Origin of the sequence: Methylobacterium mesophilicum SR1.6/6 (genome assembly GCF_000364445.2) — a bacterium.
Lineage (GTDB): Bacteria > Pseudomonadota > Alphaproteobacteria > Rhizobiales > Beijerinckiaceae > Methylobacterium > Methylobacterium mesophilicum_A.
In genome coordinates, this window is record NZ_CP043538.1 from 5,189,059 (window position 1) to 5,209,266 (window position 20,208).

Annotated in this window: 26 protein-coding genes and 2 tRNA genes; 9 read left to right on the forward strand and 19 right to left on the reverse strand. The window is 65.6% G+C overall.

All coding sequences use genetic code 11. The features are described 5' to 3' along the window. Positions 1-104: 104 nt before the first annotated feature. Genes MMSR116_RS24535 through MMSR116_RS24545 form a run of 3 tightly spaced genes read right to left on the reverse strand, consistent with a single transcriptional unit; the run spans position 105 to position 1,398 of the window. On the reverse strand, positions 105-314 hold the full coding sequence (locus tag MMSR116_RS24535) for a hypothetical protein (protein WP_010685500.1): 210 nt from the start codon (positions 312-314) through the stop codon (positions 105-107). After that, entirely contained in the window at positions 311-1,066 is a 756-nt protein-coding gene (locus MMSR116_RS24540) for a hypothetical protein (protein WP_010685501.1), read from the reverse strand. Before MMSR116_RS24540 ends, MMSR116_RS24535 begins: the two co-directional genes overlap by 4 nt. Then, positions 1,063-1,398 (reverse strand): hypothetical protein, encoded by a 336-nt coding sequence (locus MMSR116_RS24545; RefSeq protein WP_010685502.1) that lies wholly within the window; start codon positions 1,396-1,398, stop codon positions 1,063-1,065. The genes MMSR116_RS24540 and MMSR116_RS24545 overlap by 4 nt, the downstream gene beginning before the upstream one ends. 164 nt (positions 1,399-1,562) lie before the next feature. On the opposite strand from MMSR116_RS24545, the gene MMSR116_RS32300 reads away from it, so the two are divergent. The 5 genes from MMSR116_RS32300 to MMSR116_RS24575 all read left to right on the forward strand — a co-directional run bounded on the left by MMSR116_RS32300 (position 1,563) and on the right by MMSR116_RS24575 (position 3,478). Further along, complete coding sequence (locus MMSR116_RS32300; RefSeq protein WP_280178349.1) at positions 1,563-1,688, forward strand: hypothetical protein; 126 nt, start codon at positions 1,563-1,565, stop codon at positions 1,686-1,688. Beyond that, on the forward strand, positions 1,685-1,885 hold the full coding sequence (locus MMSR116_RS24555; protein WP_010685504.1) for a hypothetical protein: 201 nt from the start codon (positions 1,685-1,687) through the stop codon (positions 1,883-1,885). The genes MMSR116_RS32300 and MMSR116_RS24555 overlap by 4 nt, the downstream gene beginning before the upstream one ends. Before the next feature lie 228 nt (positions 1,886-2,113). Next, positions 2,114-2,485: a hypothetical protein gene (locus tag MMSR116_RS24565; protein ID WP_010685506.1), complete on the forward strand. Its 372-nt coding sequence runs from the start codon at positions 2,114-2,116 to the stop codon at positions 2,483-2,485. A gap of 469 nt (positions 2,486-2,954) precedes the next feature. Then, a tRNA-Ile gene (locus MMSR116_RS24570) sits at positions 2,955-3,030 on the forward strand. 232 nt (positions 3,031-3,262) lie between these two features. Continuing rightward, entirely contained in the window at positions 3,263-3,478 is a 216-nt protein-coding gene (locus tag MMSR116_RS24575) for a hypothetical protein (RefSeq protein WP_039894036.1), read from the forward strand. 56 nt (positions 3,479-3,534) lie between these two features. Here the strand turns inward: MMSR116_RS24575 and MMSR116_RS24580 are convergent, their stop codons facing one another. From MMSR116_RS24580 to MMSR116_RS24595, 5 genes are all read right to left on the reverse strand, one after another. Beyond that, positions 3,535-4,113, reverse strand: coding sequence for a DUF2335 domain-containing protein (locus MMSR116_RS24580; RefSeq protein WP_010685509.1), 579 nt, complete (start codon positions 4,111-4,113; stop codon positions 3,535-3,537). A gap of 627 nt (positions 4,114-4,740) precedes the next feature. Beyond that, positions 4,741-7,110: a hypothetical protein gene (locus tag MMSR116_RS24585; RefSeq protein ID WP_010685511.1), complete on the reverse strand. Its 2,370-nt coding sequence runs from the start codon at positions 7,108-7,110 to the stop codon at positions 4,741-4,743. Positions 7,111-7,140: 30 nt separating this feature from the next. Then, positions 7,141-8,256: a phage baseplate assembly protein gene (locus MMSR116_RS24590; protein ID WP_010685512.1), complete on the reverse strand. Its 1,116-nt coding sequence runs from the start codon at positions 8,254-8,256 to the stop codon at positions 7,141-7,143. A 1-nt stretch (position 8,257) separates the two neighbouring features. Continuing rightward, entirely contained in the window at positions 8,258-8,380 is a 123-nt protein-coding gene (locus MMSR116_RS32305) for a hypothetical protein (RefSeq protein WP_280178350.1), read from the reverse strand. Beyond that, positions 8,377-8,913, reverse strand: a complete 537-nt coding sequence (locus MMSR116_RS24595) for a hypothetical protein (RefSeq protein WP_010685513.1) — start codon at positions 8,911-8,913, stop codon at positions 8,377-8,379. Before MMSR116_RS24595 ends, MMSR116_RS32305 begins: the two co-directional genes overlap by 4 nt. Before the next feature lie 263 nt (positions 8,914-9,176). On the opposite strand from MMSR116_RS24595, the gene MMSR116_RS24600 reads away from it, so the two are divergent. Further along, on the forward strand, positions 9,177-9,470 hold the full coding sequence (locus tag MMSR116_RS24600; RefSeq protein WP_010685514.1) for a hypothetical protein: 294 nt from the start codon (positions 9,177-9,179) through the stop codon (positions 9,468-9,470). 8 nt (positions 9,471-9,478) lie between these two features. Here MMSR116_RS24600 and MMSR116_RS24605 read toward each other — a convergent pair whose 3' ends face one another. The 3 genes from MMSR116_RS24605 to MMSR116_RS24615 form a co-directional block, all read right to left on the reverse strand. Beyond that, on the reverse strand, positions 9,479-9,661 hold the full coding sequence (locus tag MMSR116_RS24605) for a hypothetical protein (protein WP_010685515.1): 183 nt from the start codon (positions 9,659-9,661) through the stop codon (positions 9,479-9,481). A gap of 227 nt (positions 9,662-9,888) precedes the next feature. Next, entirely contained in the window at positions 9,889-10,155 is a 267-nt protein-coding gene (locus MMSR116_RS24610) for a hypothetical protein (RefSeq protein ID WP_010685516.1), read from the reverse strand. Beyond that, positions 10,142-10,810 carry a hypothetical protein gene (locus MMSR116_RS24615; RefSeq protein ID WP_010685517.1) on the reverse strand — a complete coding sequence of 223 codons (669 nt, stop codon included), beginning with the start codon at positions 10,808-10,810 and terminating at the stop codon, positions 10,142-10,144. The genes MMSR116_RS24610 and MMSR116_RS24615 overlap by 14 nt, the downstream gene beginning before the upstream one ends. A 925-nt stretch (positions 10,811-11,735) precedes the next feature. On the opposite strand from MMSR116_RS24615, the gene MMSR116_RS24620 reads away from it, so the two are divergent. From MMSR116_RS24620 to MMSR116_RS24630, 3 genes are all read left to right on the forward strand, one after another. Continuing rightward, positions 11,736-12,104: a hypothetical protein gene (locus MMSR116_RS24620; RefSeq protein ID WP_010685520.1), complete on the forward strand. Its 369-nt coding sequence runs from the start codon at positions 11,736-11,738 to the stop codon at positions 12,102-12,104. A 97-nt stretch (positions 12,105-12,201) separates the two neighbouring features. Beyond that, entirely contained in the window at positions 12,202-12,444 is a 243-nt protein-coding gene (locus tag MMSR116_RS24625; RefSeq protein ID WP_010685521.1) for a hypothetical protein, read from the forward strand. Between the two features lie 61 nt (positions 12,445-12,505). Beyond that, the gene (locus MMSR116_RS24630) at positions 12,506-12,691 is read left to right on the forward strand and encodes a hypothetical protein (RefSeq protein WP_010685522.1); all 186 of its coding nucleotides are present in this window, start codon (positions 12,506-12,508) and stop codon (positions 12,689-12,691) included. Between the two features lie 127 nt (positions 12,692-12,818). On the opposite strand, the gene MMSR116_RS24635 is transcribed toward MMSR116_RS24630, so the two are convergent. The 8 genes from MMSR116_RS24635 to glgX form a co-directional block, all read right to left on the reverse strand. After that, entirely contained in the window at positions 12,819-14,081 is a 1,263-nt protein-coding gene (locus tag MMSR116_RS24635) for an ATP-binding protein (protein WP_010685523.1), read from the reverse strand. Continuing rightward, complete coding sequence (locus tag MMSR116_RS24640) at positions 14,081-14,314, reverse strand: hypothetical protein (RefSeq protein WP_010685524.1); 234 nt, start codon at positions 14,312-14,314, stop codon at positions 14,081-14,083. Before MMSR116_RS24640 ends, MMSR116_RS24635 begins: the two co-directional genes overlap by 1 nt. Next, positions 14,311-15,222 carry a hypothetical protein gene (locus MMSR116_RS24645; RefSeq protein ID WP_010685525.1) on the reverse strand — a complete coding sequence of 304 codons (912 nt, stop codon included), beginning with the start codon at positions 15,220-15,222 and terminating at the stop codon, positions 14,311-14,313. Before MMSR116_RS24645 ends, MMSR116_RS24640 begins: the two co-directional genes overlap by 4 nt. A gap of 213 nt (positions 15,223-15,435) precedes the next feature. Continuing rightward, positions 15,436-15,663, reverse strand: a complete 228-nt coding sequence (locus tag MMSR116_RS24650; RefSeq protein ID WP_010685526.1) for a helix-turn-helix domain-containing protein — start codon at positions 15,661-15,663, stop codon at positions 15,436-15,438. A gap of 124 nt (positions 15,664-15,787) precedes the next feature. Then, on the reverse strand, positions 15,788-16,354 hold the full coding sequence (locus MMSR116_RS24655; protein ID WP_158169129.1) for a hypothetical protein: 567 nt from the start codon (positions 16,352-16,354) through the stop codon (positions 15,788-15,790). Then, positions 16,315-17,523 carry a phage integrase central domain-containing protein gene (locus tag MMSR116_RS24660; RefSeq protein WP_010685528.1) on the reverse strand — a complete coding sequence of 403 codons (1,209 nt, stop codon included), beginning with the start codon at positions 17,521-17,523 and terminating at the stop codon, positions 16,315-16,317. The genes MMSR116_RS24655 and MMSR116_RS24660 overlap by 40 nt, the downstream gene beginning before the upstream one ends. 127 nt (positions 17,524-17,650) lie before the next feature. Continuing rightward, positions 17,651-17,740 (reverse strand) — tRNA-Ser (locus MMSR116_RS24665). Between the two features lie 141 nt (positions 17,741-17,881). Next, positions 17,882-20,164, reverse strand: a complete 2,283-nt coding sequence (glgX, locus tag MMSR116_RS24670; RefSeq protein WP_010685529.1) for a glycogen debranching protein GlgX — start codon at positions 20,162-20,164, stop codon at positions 17,882-17,884. Positions 20,165-20,208: the final 44 nt, after the last annotated feature.

Genomic DNA, 20,208 nt, shown 5'->3' on the forward strand with positions numbered 1-20,208 from the left:
GACCTTCCACGCCCGCTACGCGACCTCCTTTGCCCAAAGGCCGAGCGGGCGGGCGTGGATGCTCAAACCGGGAAATGCCGGGTTTGCCGGCAATAACCTGATCGTCACTCAGGTTTTGCCCGCATGGCCAGAGCATCTGCCAGCCGCACCCGCTCCCGGGACCGCGCGAAGGCTTCATCACCATCGCGGTGCAGCCGTTCTGACCGGGCCAAATCGAACCGGGCGAGCCGGATCATCCGGATGGCGAGGAAGGCGTAGATCAGGCTCCGGACGCGGCAGACAGGGCCGGCCTCGGTGAAGCGCAACGCCTTCATGCGGAATGCCCCATCTCGCGCAGGTTGAGTGAGACGCCCGAGACGTTGGCGGCGCTCAACAGCAGGGGCAGGTAGTGCTCCGGGATGTTCTCGCGATACATCGCCTCGAACATGCCGACGTGCACAGCTAGGCCCTCAGAAGTGGTAGCTGTGAGAAGCCGCATTCGGTCGCGAGCGGCTCGCCAAGCCGTCTCCGCTTCCCTCTCGGCAGCGCCCAGTTCAACAATCCTATATCGGGCATGAGCCTCCTCGACGCGCCTGTCATGGGCATCTGCCAAGGGCAGGAGCTGCCGCCAGCGGCGGAGCAGATGCGGCGTGCGGCCCGCAGGGCCCAAGCGCCCAACAGCACGTTCAATGACGACGCGTAGACCTCGGCCGCTCCAAGCCAGATCGGGATTGCGCCAAGAGCCATCAGGCGCGGACTGTGGTCGCACTCGCGGGTACGGCGGATCCCCCGGCATGCCGAACCACCAGTGACGGAAAAGTCGCTTCTCCTCTGCGTTCAGCACGAGCGCGAGCGGCACGAGGCCGTGATCACGCCGAGCAGCTCGGCCAGCGGCTGTTCTGGCTTCACAGGCAGCCTTGAACGCCGCGTCGAGGCGATCCGCCTCCACCCCGGCGGCGATCAGATCCGCATCGGGATGCGACTGCTGTGCAGCAGTCGTGGGAAGGGCGAACGCCCCGGTTCCAGCAGTTGCTGATGCGAGAGCGAGACCGCGCAGAAAGCCGCAGCGATTGGCGGGAGCGCTCATAAGCACCTCCCGTAGCCAGGGAAGCCCTGCTCGGCGATCGCGTCGTAGTCGGCAATGCCGTTGTCGTCGGTATTGCCCTCGGCGTCGTGGCCGTCTTCCAGATCCGTGTCACCGTCGAGGGCATCTAATAAGGCGAGGTCCGCCTCGATGCGGTCTGCGATCCGGCGGCGCAGCTCGCGGATGCGCTGGCGGTCAGGGTCTGCAGCCTGCATGGCCGCGAGGGCGATGGTGACGGGGCCCGGCTGGCGGCCGAGCCCTGTGCCTAATAAGGGCTGCGGGCTGCCGGACAGGCGTAATAAGGGCGTGCGTGTGCTATAGGCGTGAGTAGCCATTTCGATCCTCACTCGATCGTGGTGGTCAGGGCCGTTTCGGTGTGTCCAGCACCGTTGCGGCCCGCCTTTCTTGCGCGTATAAAGTTGCTATGTCAACAGATGTTGCGCGCAAAAAGTCGAAGATGGGGCGCCCCTCGGTTGACAGCGAGGAGGTTCGGTCGCGCATGCAACGGCCGCTGCTCGACGCGGTAGACGCGTGGTCCGATCAACAGCCAGACAAGCCGCCGCGGGCCGAAGCAGTCCGCCAGATCCTCGCCGAACACCTGAAGGCGAAGGGCTATCTCAAATGAGCGATCCCGAACCCGACGCCGATTTCCGCGAGCGGCTGCTGCGAGAAGTTCCTGACGGCGATCGGGACCTCGTGTTGGGAGCGTCGGGGAAGCAGCTCGACGCGTTGGGTCGCAAATACGACGTGTACCGGACCGGTGTGCCCCTAGATGGGTTCGATGGCTTCGAGGATGGCGGCACCGAAGATGACGACGCCTAACCCACTCACCGAGCGTCTGAAGTTGAAGGGCTATCGGAAGTGAGCGATCCGGAGCCTGACGAGCTGTTCCGTGCTCGTCTCCTGCGCGTCGTTGTCGACAACGACCGGCATCTTGTAAGAATGGCCTACGGTGCGTTCCTCGATCACATCGGCCGGAAATACGGACGGTTCAGGACAGGCGTGCCTCTGAAGGGGCTGGACGTTCAGGGCAAGCGGATCTGACCGGGTGTGAAGAAACCCGACGGAGCTCGCCTCAACGCTCTGATTGAGAAGGCCGCCGCAGCCCGCGAACCCTCGCGCGAGCTGTTCGCCGATGTGTGGTTCGCCACGACCGGTAAGCCGCATGCCGACATCAAAGTGCGGTTCGCCCTGTTCATGGAGGCGAAGGCCTGGACCGACGCCGCGTTGATCATTGCTGCGCACGCTCTTCCAGAATGGGGTGTCGTGACGAGGACTGGCCCGGGACCGGGTGAGGCCAAGATGCAACCGCCGGGGGTGCGGAGTCGTCGCTACCAGGGCCTGGAGCCGATCCGGCATCCGGGAGGCGCCGCGCTAGCGGTCCTGCAGGCGATACTTCAGGCGAAGGTGGCGGGACACTGAAGCCGAAACCTTCAGACGGCAGTAACCAACTTGCCGGATGAGCGTTGGAGAGGTTCACTCAGCCATCTGGTACCGCCATGCAGCCGCAGCTTATCGCGTTCAGCGCTTGTTGCCCCGTCGACATGAGTGAGCCGACGCGGGACGAACTGGTGGCGATGGCGCGTCGCACGTTCGGTGACGCGGCCGCCCAGGAATTGGCCGATCACCTCGCGGTATCGTCCGAAACCTACGGTGTCGGCGGCGATAGAACTAACGGCGAAGGATAGACCTCCGAGCCGCGCCGCAGCCCTTCCAGCAGGACTGCGATGGCGGAGGCATCACGACCCGGCACTGATAGGGGTGCCGTCGGCAACTCTCTAGCGAGGCCACGGAAGCAGGCGGCCTGATCGGCGGCCGCGCAGACCTCAGGGCCAAGCTCTAGGCCGCCCTCAAAGCCGCCGGCGTCATCTTCCTCGACGAGAACGGCGAAAGGCCTGTAGCTAAATGGTTAGAGCCGACCGCTCATAACGGTCTGGTTGCAGGTTCGAGTCCTGCCGGGCCCACCAGTTCAGCACCTCAGTCAGCTCAGGCCATCGGCCGCTTGCAACTGATCCTCTGCCGGAGCATTGTTCCTGCGTCGCGCGTGGCCGGTTCTTGCCCGTAGCACCCCAGAGCCAGAGCACCCATCGCCAACGAGGCACCGGGTCAACGCCAGCGGGTCAAAGCGAGCCGCGACATCTCTCTCCCTCTTTCGCGTCCGCGCGCCTCCACGGCGTGCGCTTCGCTATGGATCTGGCCATGCGCAAACAGTCCCTCCGTGCCTTCGTTGAGATCGCTCCCGACTGCTTCGTTCCCTGTAAGAAGCTTGCCTTCGATGCCGAAGCGCTCGCTGGTGCCGCGAACATGCTCGAAGCCGATATCCGGAAGGCTATCGGGGGCATGGCGCCGTTGGTGGGCGAGGACACCATCTTGCGGATCTGCCGCGAGGTGATGGCTGAGGACCGGGGGCGGTGAGAGCCTGATCCGTTCGCGCGGACCATCGTGGGAGACCTGCTCGCGATGGCGTGAGATCAGCCGGGTTTCGTCGGGGGCGTCGCCGCGGAAGGCGCTTCCGGTGGTACTAGTACGGCGGGCGGCGGCTGCGCCGAGGCGGTGGACCTGCCAATATACGCGTTGACGAAGAGGCCGATGAGACCGGTACCAAAAGTGGCTAGAACGCCGCCGGCCAAGCCATCATGGCCGGTGGCGGACAGATGCGCTACGTACCAAAGAACGCCGAACAGGCAGATGACGCCGGCGATCAGCCCGAGTACCTTATAGGTGAAGTCCATCCACTGCTGCCGCGACTCGGAGGCAATAGTCGCCGCTTGATCGGCTTCGCCCATTGCGATCACGCGCTCGCCTAAGCCTGGACGGGCCCGCTCGTATCCTGCAATCATCTCCTCGGGTGGAAAGCGGCCGATGTACTGCGTGTGAGTGGCAGTAACCGTCATCTGCGCGGCGAGCTGCGCAGCGACCGGTGCAGTCACAGGTTTCGCCTGTAAGGCAGACAAAACTTTCTCGGCGGCCTCAATGCGTCGATCCGGTTCGACGACACCCTCTAGTGCTGCTGCCGCATGCTCGATCATACCACGCGGCAGCACGTCCAAGGCTGTCGAAGGCGGAGGCGCCGGATCCGGTGCGTCAGAGGGATCGTTTGGACCGCTGCTCACGCTCAACCTGTTGCGCAGCTCGGTTCAGATGCCGTCCAACCGAGTCCCACGCACGACCTATTGTTTCGCCCGGCTGCAAGGCTCGGGGTCCCGGCAGGGGTTGAAGCAGCAGCAAGGGGCCCGAGAACCCCAGGGCAAAATTCTGGGCGAATGTGCGAGCTGAGACTTTGATGCGATATCCGTTCGCGAAGCGGCTCATCGTTTTCTCTCCACGCACGCGGTGCAGCCAGATGCCTTCCGCGAAGACGCTTTTGAGTTGGGCAAAGCCCGACGGCTCGTTTTCTGTACCACCATGCTATCAATATGCCATCTCGTAACGCGTTCCGGTATGCGATGAAACGCACAGCGCTGTTACACGCGCGGTTAATGCGGATCGCAGTCGCGCCAGGCAAAACGCGCGCAGCGAAATTCGTAGCACCAATTCGGTTTTCCGTGAGCGCGCCGCTCGTCGTGCAGTTAATTGCACGCGCTAATCCGCCACGCACGGCGTGCTAAGCGGAGGCGCATTGGTGGAACGAATTTGGCGTGGGGGTACGCTGCGCGCGCCAGATCTAGCGCGCGGCTTTAATCCGCCTTCGCCATCTGCCGCCCATGGTTCTGGACGATGTCGCGGAACAGGTTCCCCGTGGCGGAGGTCGTGACCCGAGCGTCCGGCCCGGCCTTCTGCACGTTGACCGTCACGCTGCCGTTGTTCTCCACCTTGGGTCCGGCCACGATGCCAGCCCTGCCGGCGGAGGCGTCGAGGCGGCCCTCGTTCCGGCTCATCTGAGCCTCGTAGGCTTTCCGGGCATTCTCCCGGGCTGCCCAAGCCTCGCCATCGGCTTTGCTGACATCTGGACGCGGGAGGCCGGATAGGCGGTTGGCCGGCATCTCAGGATCGGCACGCAGGGCATTGCGGACTGCACCGGAGCGCCGGTTGATGAACTTCGGCGCCTCGAACTCCTTCGTGATGGTGTTGGTGTCGCCCTCGAGGTTGCCCGAGCCGCCACCCATCAGGATGCTACGAGTTCGAGGATAGCGCCCCGACATGGCGCTGTGAGCCATCTCGCGCATCTGCCCCTCAGCGGAGTTGCGGGCGTAGCCGTTCTGCTCAAGCCAACGGACCATGTCGCTGCGCCGAGCGCCCCGATAGTTGCCCCAGCCGTGCGGGTCCCGCGCGCCGTAGATGCCGTAGCCGGTCCCGCCGTCGTGGACCTTGTTCGGGTCGAGGCCGGACTCCATCGTGGCCTGCCCGACAAGATGCGCGGCGGACTCCCGCAGCTTGTCCTCCGGCACACCTTCCCGCCGGAGCTGATCCATCGCGTAGCCCATCATCTGGCTGGTGCGTGCCGCGCCCGCGGTCCCGCTGCCATCGCCACGAGGAGCCGAGCCGGCGCCGATCCCTTCCAGCCGCGGCGCACCGCTGCCGAGGCCGTTGAGGCGCCCACCGCCGCGGCCTGCATCTGGACCAGCAGGGCCGGCCTCGCCGCTGTAGCCTGGCCCTGAGCCGCCGCCCGGCAGGTTCGCGCCACGTCCGAGCCCAGGAAGCCGCCCGAAGCCGCCACCGCCCGTGAAGGCCGCCGACTGGATCCTGGCACCTGCGAACGGCCCGTCGCCCTCCGCAGAGCTTTTCTGAGCCTTGGCGTCGCCTTCGCTCTTCTGCCGGAGCGCCCGGATCTCCTCCGTCAGCTTCTCCATCTCTCGGCGCAGACGGTCGGCCTGCTCACGGGCGCGCTCGCTGGCGGTGCCGCTCTTCTCGGACGCTGCGAAGTTCTCCAACTGGCGTTTCACTTGGTCGAGGCGGTCCTGCTTGTTCAGCACCTCATCGCCGGGCAGCGGAGCGAGGCGCCGGGCGAGCGGGCCGGATCCACCATCGAGGTGCCGGAACGCTTCGACGTACTTGCCTTCATTGAAGGAGCGGATCGCCGCGGCAATCTCCTTGATGTCGTTGGCCAGGGGCTGCACCAGCGCGGTGGTCGAGAGCAGCATCTCCTTCGCTGAGGCCCCGGCGCCCTTCCAATCGATGGCGTTCAGCTCGCGGGCGATGTCCTGCAGGCCGCCGCGCAGACCCTTCACGAAGTCGCCACGCTGATCCTTGGCTATGCCGTCGATCCACTGGGTGAACTCGGAGGCGAAGGGCAGCACCTCCTTGGCGATGGTGGTGCCGATCGTCTGCATGGAGGTGCGCAGGTCGGCGATGGCCTGCTCGAACTTCTCAGCCTGCAGGAGGGCCTTCGGATCGAGCGGGCCGAGCCGTTCCTTCGCCGCGTTCCACACGTCGCTGAGCTTGCCGAGGTGCCCGTCCGCCAGTCGGCCGAAGTCCGAGTTGCCGAACAGGTGCTGGGCGAAGATCCCGCGCTCGACAGGGTTCTTGATCGTCTCCATGAAGGTGAGGCTCTTGCGGAGCTTCTCGCCCTCATCCGTCGTGCCGCGGATGTCCTGGGCGAAGTCCTGAAAGGCCTTCCGTCCGGCCGCATCCGTGCCCTGCCGGTTGATCCACTGGTAGGTGTCGCCGATCCCGCGGGCGAACTCGCGCATGTTCCCGGCGAAGGTCTTGGTGCCGGAGGCGACCGCATCCTGTTCCAGACCGAACTTGCGGGCCACGGCGCCGAAGGTCTGCAGCGTGCCGGCCGCCACGCCGGTCTCGCGCGAGAGCGCGCCCAGGCTCGACAGGTTGCTGGAGAGCTTGCTCAGCGACATTGCCACGCCGGCCACCGCCGCGCCCGCCGTCAGGCCCGTCACGCCGACCGTCGCCAACGCGGGGTTCAGCACCGTCGTCGCGGAGCGCGCGGTGGACTGGATTGCCGCCTCGGCCTTGCCCATACCCTTTGCCAGGGTCTCGCCGTGGCTGGCGCCCTGCCGGGAGACGTCGAGCAGCTGGCTGCGCAGCGATTTCAGCGGGCCGCTGAATTTATCAACGACCTCGGCCTGCATCCGCAGGGTCTCATCGGCCATGCCGGCCTCCTATGATCTGTGTGGGGGCGCTCAGGTGTAGAGCCCCGCTGGGGTACCGCCGGAGCCCTGAGCCCCGCCGGACTGGACCTGGCCGCCGCCGTTGAAGGCTTCCGGCAGGACGAGGTTGATGTCGGTGGTGGTGCCCTGTGGCCCCTGAGAAGATGTCACGGCCTGGATCGCCAGCTGCATGCGGTCCTTGGTGAACAACATCGGGCTGAAGACGCTGACCACGTCGCCGATGTGCTCAAGCCAAAGGCTGTTCTGATCCTTGAACCAGCCCTGGACCTTGATGTTCACGTTGATCTGGTTGGCGAGATTGAACCCGTTCTCGTGCTGGGCTCGCATCCGCATGTCGGCCTGGTCGCCCGGCATCTCCGCAATCAGGTGGTACGGCGCGTGCTCGGTCACGGCCGAGTTCTTCACCGTCGCGGTCACGTCCCGGGAGGCGTCACCGAAGGTCTGATCGTTGCCGGGCTGCTGGCCGATGGACTGGATCTCGGAATAGGCGTCGGCGTAGTCGAACACCGCGTTGGCCGCGAGGATGTTGCGGCCCTCCTCCAGCTCGGCGATTGAGCCCGACTTAGACTTCAGCCGGTAGCCCACGATGTCGGAGCCCTGGCCCGGCAGCAGATAGATGTTCCGGAACCGGCACAGGCGCTCGATGAAGGTGAAGACGCTCTCGCCAGCCTGGACGTTGACCTTGGGGAACACCTTGTCGGCGTCGGTGGTGTCGCCCTTCAGGCTGAACTTGATGCCGTAGGGTTGCAGCACCGAGTTCGCGATCTGGCTGAGGCTGTAGCCTTTGAACTCGCCTCGCTTCTCGTGATCGACGACCGAACGGGCAATCACCTGCGAGCGTGTGGTGCCGGTGATCTGCAGGCCGTGCTCCTTGGCGTCGTAGGCCGGCTGCCGGCCAGTGATGCGGCCCTCGGCAACGGCCTGTCGCCCGCCGAGGTACACCTCGCACGGATCACCGATCCCGAGCTTCATTGAGGCGAAGTCCGGGGCACTCTCGGCCGGGGCGGCTGCCGTGAATGCGAACTTCGGGAATAGCTCGACGCCGCTCCGGGTGACGGATGCCGTCATCCAGTTCTTGTAGCGCTTCCCCTTCACGAGGATCTCGGCGACTTCCTGCGGCTTCGGCATGTCAGTCGGCCTTCACCCAGCGGGAACCGTTCCAGCGCAACCGCACGCCGAGCAGCTCGCGGATCTCGCCGAGGATTGGCGGGGCGTTGGTCGGGACGGGCGTTGGGGCTGGCTGATCGGTCATGCCGCTTCTTCAGTCGTGCCCTTGCCGGACAGGGCCCGCACCTCATGCTCGACGACCAACTCCTGCAGGATGGCGACAACCTCATCGTAGAGGATGGCCCGGATGGGTTCCGCTTCCGGCCGCATCACCAGCCGCGGGGCTACCCGGGAGGGCAGGCCGAGCATCTTGTTTCGGACCCGGGTTGAGCTGCGGGTAACGATCGCAACGGCATCATCAATCAGCACCACGTTGCCGAATGCGATGTCGTTCTTGATCTCGGCCGAGATGGCGAGCGCCCGATCCTTCCGAGCCCGCTCCTGCGCCGGGTCGAGGTTGCCGGGCGCGATCTCCGGCGTGGCCCGCAAATGGGCAAGGTAGGCGCGCACCACCGGGATCAGCGGATAGCGTCCGCGCTCCTCCTTCGGCAGTACGTCCTCGGCCACGAGCTGCTGAACACGACGCGGCGTCACGTCGAGCACGTGCGCGATCGTGGAAACCGGCACCATCAGTGCGGCGTCGGCGGCGGCATCAAGGCTGGCGGATTTCGCTTTCAACGGCCGGTTTCCTCGAAGCTACGGTGACAAATTTGATTTGAGATGACGAAGCGAAACGCGCTGTAAAATTTGACACCTGCGGAGAAGCTTTGCTCGGGCGGACCCTCACCTCTGGGGGTGGTCTGGAAGGACCCCGGAACTCGCTCTGACCGGACACCCTCCGTGCGGAGATCCCCGTTGGGTCCTACCTGCTCATCGGCCTCAGGGCGCTGCAGGGGCGTGTGTGCTATACTGTCCAGACCGACGAACCGATGGAGGTTCTGATGGACGTGAAGCAGTCGACTGAGCTTGCGGTCCTCGTCATTTCGGTGATCGCGATAATCGCTAGCTTCTTCAACATGCTGACCCGAGAGCGTCGCGTGAAGGTTGGTTACATCTACAACGGCAGCGGTAGTGGCGGAGGCGGGAGCTACGGCGGCTCGAGCCCCTCGACGGACAACAGTTCGTCGTCCGGCGGCCATGGTGGTCACGGCTGCTCGCACGGCGGCTCCTCCAGCGACGGCGGAAGCTGTGGTGGTGGAGACGGCGGTGGCGGCGGCGGTGGTGGAGGCGACTGACACGGTCGTCAGCCTCGCCGGAACGCAGTGCCGTTGGCCTGAGCGTCCTCGGCGGACTCGTGCAAGGTGCCGGGCTTGATGACAGCCCGCTCGGTGTTGCCGATGCCGTGAGCGTCACCGTGATCGACAGGCGTGGTCTCAATAACCGGCACGTCGGGCTTCACGGTGGTGTCGGGCTTTGTGCTGGCCATGAGGCTCTCCGGACTGTCGGGTGAGGAGACCGCAGCGGGGTGACCCCCTCCGCCGCGATCTCCGTTGGTCCCTGCTTGGTCAGGGAGTGCAGCCTCGCCGGCCTTTGGATCCCCGGTCCCATGGCCATGGTCATTCGGGGACAGGCTGGCTTTCCGCTGTTGGGCTGACTGCATCGCCCTCAATGGCGCGGGGAGAAGGCCCGTAGGCTTGGACCCGCGCAATTCCTTCAGCCGGTACGCTTCCAGCGGCTGCCGTCAGCCGCGTAGCGCTCCTGGCCAACCTGATAGGCGGTGCCGGGAACGTGCAGATCGCGCCGGCTCTGCTCAACGGCCGTGCGGGTCTGCGTGCCCTTGGCCTCGTCCTGGCGGTTCTGAGCCGACCAAGCGGCCATGCGCTCCGCCTGAGTGGGCTTGCGCTCGGGAGCGGTCGGCTCGGGCTTGCGGAACAGACGACGCGCCCAGGCGGCGCCTTCCTCGATCTCAGCGCGGGTCATGGACAATCCTGTAGGGAAGCGGGGCGGCGATCTCGCCCCAGATGAAGCCAGTGCCGTTGCCCGGGTTGGGCAACCGCACGCGGCTGGCGATTGAGGCGTGCGGCTGGTCGAGCCTGCCCTCCCAGCGGCAGGGGGGCTCGCCGGTCGGAACTGGATCAACGCCATCGGGCAAGGCGAAGTTGGCGGACTCGATCAGCGCGGCACGCTCGCGGATCCGCTCCAACAACGGCACCAGGCGCTGGGCCTCGGTGACATACTCGGTCGCTAGCTTCTCGACCTCGGCAGAGGCCTTCATGGCCTTGCGGTGAAGATCTTTGCGGCGCTTCTGCTCGGCCTCGTGCGCGGCCTGAGCCTCGGCCTCAGACACCAACGCTGCGGCGTGCTGGGCATGAGCCTGAGCCATCCGGATCCGAGCGTGCTCAATGCTGGCGTCGAGGGCGGCGACCTCCTCCGGCGAGCCGAGCAAGAGCATATCGGGGCGGCTCGCCAGCAAGGCATCGCACTGGCGTCGCGCGTGCTCACCATCAGCGAAGATCTGCGCGGAGGTGCGGGGCTCCGATGGCGCTACGGGCTTTAGGTCAGGACGGCTGCGGCCGAGGCTGACGTACGGCGCGACGTGGCGGTCGGTGCGGATGTTGGCGATCGGGAGGTTCATGCCGATCTCCCTCAAGCTGCACGAGCGAGGGCGGCCGCCGGGCCGGCGGGTCGGGGACCGTCGCCACCGTCCAGATCCGGGAGGGCAACGCCATCGGCGGCAAGGCGCTGCCGTAGTGCTTGGCGCATCCACTCCGCGGACGACGTGCGAGCCTTCCGAGCGGCGCGAGCAACGGCGTGGTTCAGGCCGGGCTCAGCCCTGAAGCGAACGGGTTCGGAGAACTCGATACGGTCGGCGGACATCTCGGGCGCACTCCGTGTGCAAATGATGCTCTAAGATGTGTTGTGATCTGAGATATAATTGCAAGCGAACGACTTGTGTCTATCAGTCGTTCGCCGTCGTTCGCTGTTATGCCTAGTTATTCGCTGTTGTGTTGTGTTATTACTAGACTGCGTTGTTCTGCCGCGGGTGTTCGGCGCTCTTTGGTGACTAGCGATCCAGCGGTCACCGAAATCCGACGCCTCGCGCTGGCAGCCGCCTGATCGCAAGCTTTCGTTAACCACGATGCCGTTCTCTGAGTCATGGTCGACCCCGCGCTGGCGCGGAAGTTGCAGTTCTCAGCGGAGGAGAGGTGCGATGGATCAGCAATACGGCAGCGATCACGAGGATCGTCAGCAGATGGAGTGACATGCCGCACGGCGCAGCTTCGATGATCTCGCCACATTGAGCGGGAAAGGATCGCGCCATGATCAGCATGTCGAACCGCATCATCATCGCCACGCCCGCCGCGCTCGGGATGCTCCTGACCGTCGCGCTGATGGCGCAGAGCGCCGCCGTCGCGATGCAGTGATGTGATCGTCAGGCAGGCCGGAAGGCTGCGCTTATCCAGCGGCCATCACAATCCCGCGTTGAAACACAAATGCCGCTGACACGTGCTACGTAGGCCGGGCAGTTGCGTCATTCGTCGCCTTATCGGGAGGCTTCGATGTCGTTTGTTACCTGGCTGGTCTCCAAGACGATCGCATTTCTCCTTGGCAACGCCCAGGAGCGGAAAGCCGACATAATCGCCGCCAAGAAGGAAGCCGGCGATTTCAACGGTGAGTTCTTCTTTAGGGCAAGGAACTTCGAGACAGATTACAATGCTGCCGTGCGGATGCTGAGAGACCGGATCGACCGCAAGTTCCCAAGCGGCCACTATGGGCGGCTCAGAGCGGGGGAGAATAGCCCCTACGATCACGGTGAAGATCGCGCGCACGCCGTGGATACCATGTCGACCGCGATAGCGATGGCTCTGCGAGACGGGGCTACCGTGAAGCAGGCCGCTGAAGCCGGCGCGGCGAGCGTAGGCATCTGATCGGCTAAGCCTTCCGCCCCCTCCCTAATTTGGAGGAAGAAACCCACAGCCCTTAGCAATAGAAGGCGCTCAGGTGTCCCGGCAGAGGCGCTTTCCGATGAGGCTCGATCTTGATCTTCCCGGCATCTGGATCGTTGATCCCGAGGACGTGGCACTGCGCATCGGCGTGAGTGCGGCCGCTCTAAAGCGCTCTGTCATTGAGGGGAACGCCAGGGTTCTGATCGTCCCCGAAAGCTGGGTGGACGCGGGCAGCGCGCGCGTCACAGTTCATCACTACGATGGCGGGTGGCAGGGCACATTCGATCAGAGCGGGCAGCTCGTGACGGAGCACGTCTGGTAACTGCAGCCGCACCATATGGGCCGATGTGAGTTGAACCTCCTACTGACCGGAGGACATCAGCATGGCTCAACCCATCTACCCTGATGTGAACACCAGCTCGGCGAGCAACCACGCCACCACTCGGCCGATCCACCGCGCGGGTGAAGACGTCGACACCACGGACCAGCTCCCCAGCCCGTACCTCCTAGGCATCGCGACCGCCGGTTCGTTCGTGGCGCTCCTGTTGGTCAAGCTTGTGATCGGTTGAACGCTGCATAGACGACTGGGTCGGACAAACCGGACATTCCGGACAGATGTCCCGTTTGTCCGGCGTCCAGCACCGGACGGACAGGACAAAACCCTAGGGATCTGTCCTGTCCGTCCGGTCGATCGGGTCATTCCCCCGCCTCGATCAGCCAGATGTGGTCGATGCCATTCAGGGCCACGGAGCCGATCAGGCTGCGGCCGAGGCAGGTCTCCACGGCTCGCTTGAACGCCTTGCGCTTGGCTTCCGACCGCTTGGCCTCGTCGTCCCCATCGGCCGGGTAGATGGCGAAGAACGCCGCCCTTACGGCTTGCAGCGGTACGGCTCGGACTTCGGCGGCCTCGTTCCCGAACGGCCACGCTCGGATGCCCTCTTCGGCGCGACTCGTCAGCAAGGCCTGCCGGAACACCTTCGACGAGGTTGGCCAGCGATCCCTGCTGGCGGCGACGGCCGCGGCCGAGGTCCGGTCCGTCTGCCAGTTCACCACACAGGTGGTGATCGGCTCGCGGTCGTAATTCTCGCCGACGGTGACGATCTCCAGATCGAACGGGATCTCGTACCCGCAGCGCGCGCCGCGCACCTTCCGGATCGCCATGCGCGTGTTGCTGATGGACCCGCCCTCGTCCCGGTTGGCGAGGACGGCGAGAACCGCGTCCGCCGCAGCCTCCTTGGCAGAGGAGCCCCGCGTGCCGGTCTCGGCGGTCTTCCCGAAGTGGTCGATGCCGAGGACGAATGCCCCCGTCTGGCGACTCAGCGCCTCCATGGCGTTCATCACCCGCTGCGCCTCGGCGGCCGAGTTCTCGTCTCCGAAACCAGCCGCTGCCGCGACGGTGTCCACGATGATCAGCGCGAGCGGAAGGTCGAAGGTCTCGCGCAGATGGTCGGCAGCGGCCTTGGCTACCGCGACGAGTTGGGCGACCGCCTCGGTGCTGAGCAGGCGCGGACAGTCATCGATCCATGCAAAGGGAAGCCTATCACCGGGATCGCCTCCCAGCTTCCCCTGAACCAGACCGCGCAGCCGGATCGGGATCTCAAAGGCACCCTCCGAGGCGACGAACAGAACGCCGCCCTGCCGGACAACACGTCGTCCGGCGAACGGCTGCCCGGTCATCACCGACGCGGACAGGTCGATCGCCGTGAAGGTCTTCCCGCATCCCCATTGGCCGGGCATCAGGCCTTTGCCGGTTTCGCAGATTAGATCCTGGACCAACCAAGCGCGATCGGCGTCTGGGTCCGCATCTCCGTGCCAGCGAATGCTGATCGCGGTACTGGCAAGGGCCGCACTATTATTGCGACCCTTACCCCGCGGCATGGCGTCGGGATCGGGGCCGGGCCAGCCGTGAAACTGGTCCGCTTCGTCCGGCGAGGAGTCATTGAACGAGCGCTCGGACATCAGGCGCCTCCGCGCGAGCTGGTGGGCTTGAGTAGCGCCGCGGCGTCCGCCGCGCTGGCGAGAGCGACGGCAGCTTGGCGCAGCGCGTACCGAAGGCCGCGGGCGTCACCGATCGCCGCGAACTCGGTGGCCATCCTGGCGTAGCTCTCGGCGATCGACGCGGCCTCGTGGACGGCGTCGAAGGTGTGGGCGGTCATGGCCGCCCGCTCGGGGCTATGGAACGGCGCGTTCATGCCGCGCCTCCCTCGCTGAACTGTTCGCCCCAAGCGCGCAGCAGGTCCCTCTCGGACCGCTCAGCAACCCTGAGTGCGGCGAGCGCGACCGGCGAGATGTGCCGCTCAATCGCTTCCCGAACCATACCCTTCAGGACTCGGGGCGGGAGCGCGTCCAACTCAACGCTCTCGCCCTCAAAGTCCTTGGCGTGTCGATTGCCGTCCCGCTTCGTCGGACGCGTCGGCAACCGATGCTCCTTGATCTGGCGCTCGGTCAGCGCCACCCGCTCCACGGTGAAGTCGATCCCCGGGCAGAACTCCCGGAGTCGTGACTCAATGGTGCGAGGGATCAGCGCACCGGTCGGGTCGTGGTCGCCGAATTGGTAGATGTAGCTGGGGCGCCGACGGACCTGCCACTCGCGCCTGATCTGCTCGGCTGTCGAATGCAGGAAGGTGAGCGAGGGCATGCCCTTCGACGACAACAACGGCACGTCGTAGGTCGAGGTCGGATCCCACATGATGCCGGACAGCGCGTCCTTCTCGACCCAGATCTCAATGTAGGCGGGCGAGTCCCGCAAAGCGCTGCGGCGATAAAAGGTGGCGGTGTCGTCCGCCGCCTCCGCGATGCTGCTGTAGGTTCTGGTTACCTGCCGCCGGCGGGTGTGATCCACGATCCAGTGGAACGGCAACTCGCCGTCGATCCGCATCGAAGTCAGCAGGCGCACCACCGTCTGCTGGTACTCGGCCTCGGTCTTCTCAATCACGCTGCGTTGGACGAGCTGATAGTAGATCTGCCGGACCGTCATCGGGTGGTCGGCCGCGACGATATCGTAGATGACCTGCTTGAGGTCGGTGACCGCAGCCTTTGACCGCCGCGCCCGCTTTGTAGGGCATGCCTGATAAGTCGGGTTGATGGCTGAGGTGCTCATCGCGACGCCCTCCACGAGTCCGAGGAGGCGAACGCCAATTCCGCGACCACCGCGGCGAGGCTAGAGCTGAAATCGTACCGTGCACGCAGGTGCCTGGTCTGGATTTCGAGCGGGGTGGGTGCTATCTCAGAACCATCGGTGCCCACCGAGAATTCCGAGGCCCGCCGGCTTGCCAGAGCCGTGCGGGCTTCACCTTTTCTGGACGCCATTCGTCTACGCGGCCTCCGTCTCTAGAGAGGCCGCGAAGGCCCGCAGGGAGTCGTCGGTGATCCGTGTCGCGGATCCGATCTTCACCACCTTCAGTTTGCCCTGCCCGATCAGGCGGTAGAGCGTGGTGGTGCCGATGCCGAGCGCCTCGCGGACCTCGTTGGGCCGGTGCAAAAGCTTCCCCGTCGACGGACGCAGGTCTCCCTGCACCGCCTGAAACCTTTCGGTATTCATGGCTCTTGTCCTCTGATTTCGCCGGCAATCCAGCGAAGACAGGCGAATACTGTGGTTGGGCGCTTAGTAGAGCAAGCGTCCGAAATGCGCGTTCTTAAGAGCGCGCGAAATAAATACTGCGTTCTTAAGAGCGCAGATTGGCAAGCCGTCTTCGAACCGCGTCGACACTCACCTCTTTGAAGCCAGCCTGCGCCAGGGATTTGTTGACCTGGCTCAGGATAAGAGAGGCCGCACCCCTTGCCGCGATCTGCTTGTAACTTTTGTTCTGGACTGCCTGTCTCACCGCCCGCAGTAGCGCGCGCTCTTCCGGGCTGTTCTGACGTGCTGCCCGCGCTTTGGCCGCCTGCACGGACGGAGCTGACAACTCAATCTCCGCGTCGGCGAGGAAGCGAGACCCCTCCAGCAGTCCCCGCAACATGACTGCGAGGTCAAGTACGATGGCCTCAGCATTTTCTGGATCCGACTGTATCAATCGGTCTGCTGTCCCAAGAAGCCGTCGTCCTGCTTCAGCTACCGACGACCAAGTCGAGCGTTCAGCAAGCGACTCCGCTGTAGGCGTAAGCTCACCAGCCTTTTCCTCGATCGCGTTGAGAACGCCAGCGATCCAGTCGTGCGTGCGCTGCGCTAGAGGGGAAGCTTGTCGCATGCTGATCAGTCGGATGTGAGCCGGGCCAAGCAATGGGTAGACCATGCTCCCATCAGGTCGCGCCGCTTCTCAAACAGGTCGCCGCGCCGGTAGGCCCTCTCCACCTTGGACTCAACGGTATGGGCGAGCGCCATCTCCACCACTTCGGACGGGAAGTCCGTGGTCTCGGAGGCCCAGTCTCGGAACGAGCTACGGAACCCGTGAACCGTCAGGTCGGGCCGCTCCATCCGTCGGAGCAACGTCAGCATGGCCATGTTGGAGAGCGGCTTCCCGCGCCGACCTCCGGGGAACACGAAGGTGCTGTCGAGGCCCTGCATCTCGCCGAGGATCGCCAGCGCGGCGGGCGAGAGCGGCACACGGTGTTCGGCGCCAGCCTTCATCCGCTCGGCCGGCACGGTCCAGATCCCGGCTTCCAGGTCGATCTCATCCCAGCGGGCGCCCAGCGCCTCGCCCGTGCGCGCGGCCGTCAGGATCGTGAAGGCCATCAGCTTCGACGCGACGCCGGGCTGCGCGGCCACGGCCTTCATGAACCCCGGCACGTCCTTGAACGGCAGGGCGGCGTGATGCTCGACCTTCCGCACCTTGGATCGCTTCGGCAACAAGTTCTGGAGGTGGCCCTTCCAGCGGGCCGGGTTCTCGCCGCGCCGGTAGCCGCGGGTCGCGGCCCAATCCAGCACCGACTCAATGCGTCCCCTCACCCGCGTCGCCGTCTCCGGCTTCGTGATCCAGATCGCCTCCAGGGCCTTCAGCACCAAGCCGGTGTCGACGGCCTGCACCGGCAGATCCCCGAACACCGGGAAGGCATAGGTCGCCAGCGTCGCGGTCCACTGCGCGGCGTGCTTGTCGTTGCGCCAGCCGGCCTTGTGAGCCTCGATGTAGGCCTCGGCGCAGGTGCGGAAGGTAATCGCCTTCGCGGCCTCTACGGCGGCCTCCTGACGCTGCCCGCGCCGCATCTCGATCGGGTCGATGCCCTCGTAGCAGAGCTTCCGACAGGTCAGGGCCTTGTCGCGGGCCTCGGCCAAAGAGAACGTGCTGACCGGCCCGAGCCCCATCTCCCGGGATTTTCCGCGCAGGGTGTACCGGAAAACCCAGCTCTTCCCACCCTTGCCGGACACCTGCAGCCACAGGCCGCCCCCGTCCCCGTACATGCCGGGGATCTTCAGCTTGGTGACACCGAGGGCGGTGAGCTTGCCCAGCATGGCATTCGCACCCATGACGCTATCCACATCATAAACGCGGATTTGGGCGAATGCCAGCGAACTGCCGCGAAAGGCGGACTGCTGATTACCTAGGTTTTGGAGTGCTTTAGCGGTCTGTGGCGAATGGCTACGAACAGGTAGCTGGCGGAGGGAGCGGGATTCGAACCCGCGATACCGTTTCCGGTATACACACTTTCCAGGCGTGCGCCTTCAACCACTCGGCCACCCCTCCGTCCGCGGACCGGGCGCCCGGGCGCGCCCGTGGGCCGCCGGGCGCGGCCAGGGCCGCGCGGTGCCGTGCTGTTAGCCGGGTGTGCCGCCGCGCGCAAGGCACGCCGGGCCGGGCAGCGCGAAAACCGCCCGGCCGCCGGCCTCAGCCCTCGGTGTCGAGGTGGAAGCGGACATGCTCCACGTTCGCGCGCTCGAACGCCTGCATCACGTGCTGGTACGAGCGCTCCATGGCGTTGTCGCCGTCGCCGGGGCTGTCCTCCGGCTTCAGAACGAACATCAGCAGCGAGCGCCCGGTCACGTCGTAGCCGGAGCCGAACTTGAAGCTCTCCACGTCCTGGCTGTCGGGCAGGTTGGTGTCGAGGAGCCGCGTCCAGGCCACGCCGCCGACCGACTCCGGCAGCGAGAACGTCACGAGGTCGTGGTAGGCGTTGAACATGATCAGCAGGGTCGCGTCGCCGCCGCGGCGGTGCAGGCCGGTGGCCTGGGCGCGCCCGTCAAGCTGAACCGCGAAGGCGCGGGCGCCGCCGTCGGTCCAGTTCTCGGGCGTCATCTCGCTTCCGTCCGGGCGCAGCCACGCCACGTCCCTGACGCCGAACTCCTCGTCGTACTGTCCGGTGAGGAACCGCCCGCGGCTCAGGATCGGCAGGGCGTTGCGCAGGATGATCAGGCGCTGCGTGAATTCGGCGAGGTCCCGCTCCTCCTCCCCGATCGCCTCCCAGTCGAGCCAGGAGACGTCGTTGTCCTGGCAATAGGCGTTGTTGTTGCCCTTCTGGGTCCGCGCGAACTCGTCGCCGGCCAGCAGCATCGGCGTGCCGCGGGACAGGAACAGCGTCGCCAGCATGTTGCGCATCTGGCGCAGCCGCACCGCCCGGATCTCGGGATCGTCCGTGGCGCCCTCCACCCCGTAATTGTACGAGAGGTTGTGCGAGTGACCGTCGCGGTTGCCCTCGCCGTTCGCCTCGTTGTGCTTGTCGTTGTACGAGACCGTGTCGTGCAGGGTGAAGCCGTCATGGGCGGTGAGGAAGTTCACCGAGGCCCAGGGCTTGCGCCCGCGCTTGTTGAACTTGTCGGCCGAGCCGGCGATGCGCGCCGCGAGGTCCGGCAGCAGCCCGCCATCGCCCTTCCAGTAGGCGCGCACGTCGTCGCGGAACCGGTCGTTCCACTCGGCCCAGCCGGGCGGGAAGCCGCCGACCTGGTAGCCGCCGGGGCCGCAATCCCAGGGCTCGGCGATCAGCTTGACGTTGTTGAGCACCGGGTCCTGCCGGCAGGTGTCGAGGAAGCCGCCACCCTCATCGAAGCCGTAGGGCTCGCGGCCCAGGATCGTGGCGAGGTCGAAGCGGAACCCGTCCACCTGCATCTCCTGCGCCCAGTAGCGCAGGGAGTCGGTCACGAGCTGCAGCACCCGCGGATGCGACAGGTTGAAGGTGTTCCCGGTGCCGGTGTCGTTGATGTAGTAGCGCGGCTCGTTCGGCAGCAGCCGGTAGTAGGATGCGTTGTCGACCCCCTTGAACGACAGGGTCGGGCCCTTCTCGTTGCCCTCGGCGGTGTGGTTGTAGACCACGTCGAGGATCACCTCGAGGCCGGCGCCGTGGAAGCGGGAGACCATCTCCTTGAACTCGGAGAAGGCGAAGTCCGGCACGGCGGCGTAGCGCCGGGCGGGGGTGAAGAACGAGATCGTGTTGTAGCCCCAGTAGTTCACGAGGTCCTTCTGCTGGAGGTAATCGTCCTGCACGAAGGAATGGACCGGCAGCAGCTCCACCGAGGTGACGCCGAGGCTCTTGATGTAGTCGAGCACGTCCCTCGTGCCGAGGCCGGCATAGGTGCCGCGCAGCTTCTCGGGGACCCGCGGATCGAGCTTGGTCATGCCCTTGACGTGGGCCTCGTACACGATGGTCTTCTCCCAGGGGATCAGCGGCTTGCGATGCCGCCCCCAGGTGAAGGCCGGGTCGATCACCCGGGAGCGGCGGGTGTAGGGGGCGCTGTCCCGCTCGTCGAAGGTGAGGTCATCGCCCGATTCCATCTGGTAGCCGAACAGGGCCGGGTTCCAGGTGATCGAGCCGACGAGTCCCTTGGCGTAGGGGTCGATCAGCAGCTTGTTGGGGTTGAAGCGATGGCCCGCCTTCGGCTCGTAGGGACCGTGGACCCGGTAGCCGTAGATCGTGCCGGGGCGGGCGTCGGGCAGGTAGCCGTGCCAGATCTCGTCCGTGTATTCGGGCAGGTCGATCCGCTCGATCTCCCGCTCGCCCTGGTCGTCGAACAGGCAGAGTTCGACCTTGGTGGCGTGGGCCGAGAACAGCGCGAAATTGACCCCAAGCCCGTCCCAGGTGGCACCGAGGGGGTAAGGCTGGCCTTCCTCGATGCGCGAGCGGGTCACACGCGCCTGCGATGCGGGACGTTGCGGTGCGGGACTTGGGGAAACGGACATGGACACTCCGGAGCGCGACCCGCCGGGCAGGTGCCGCGGCGGGG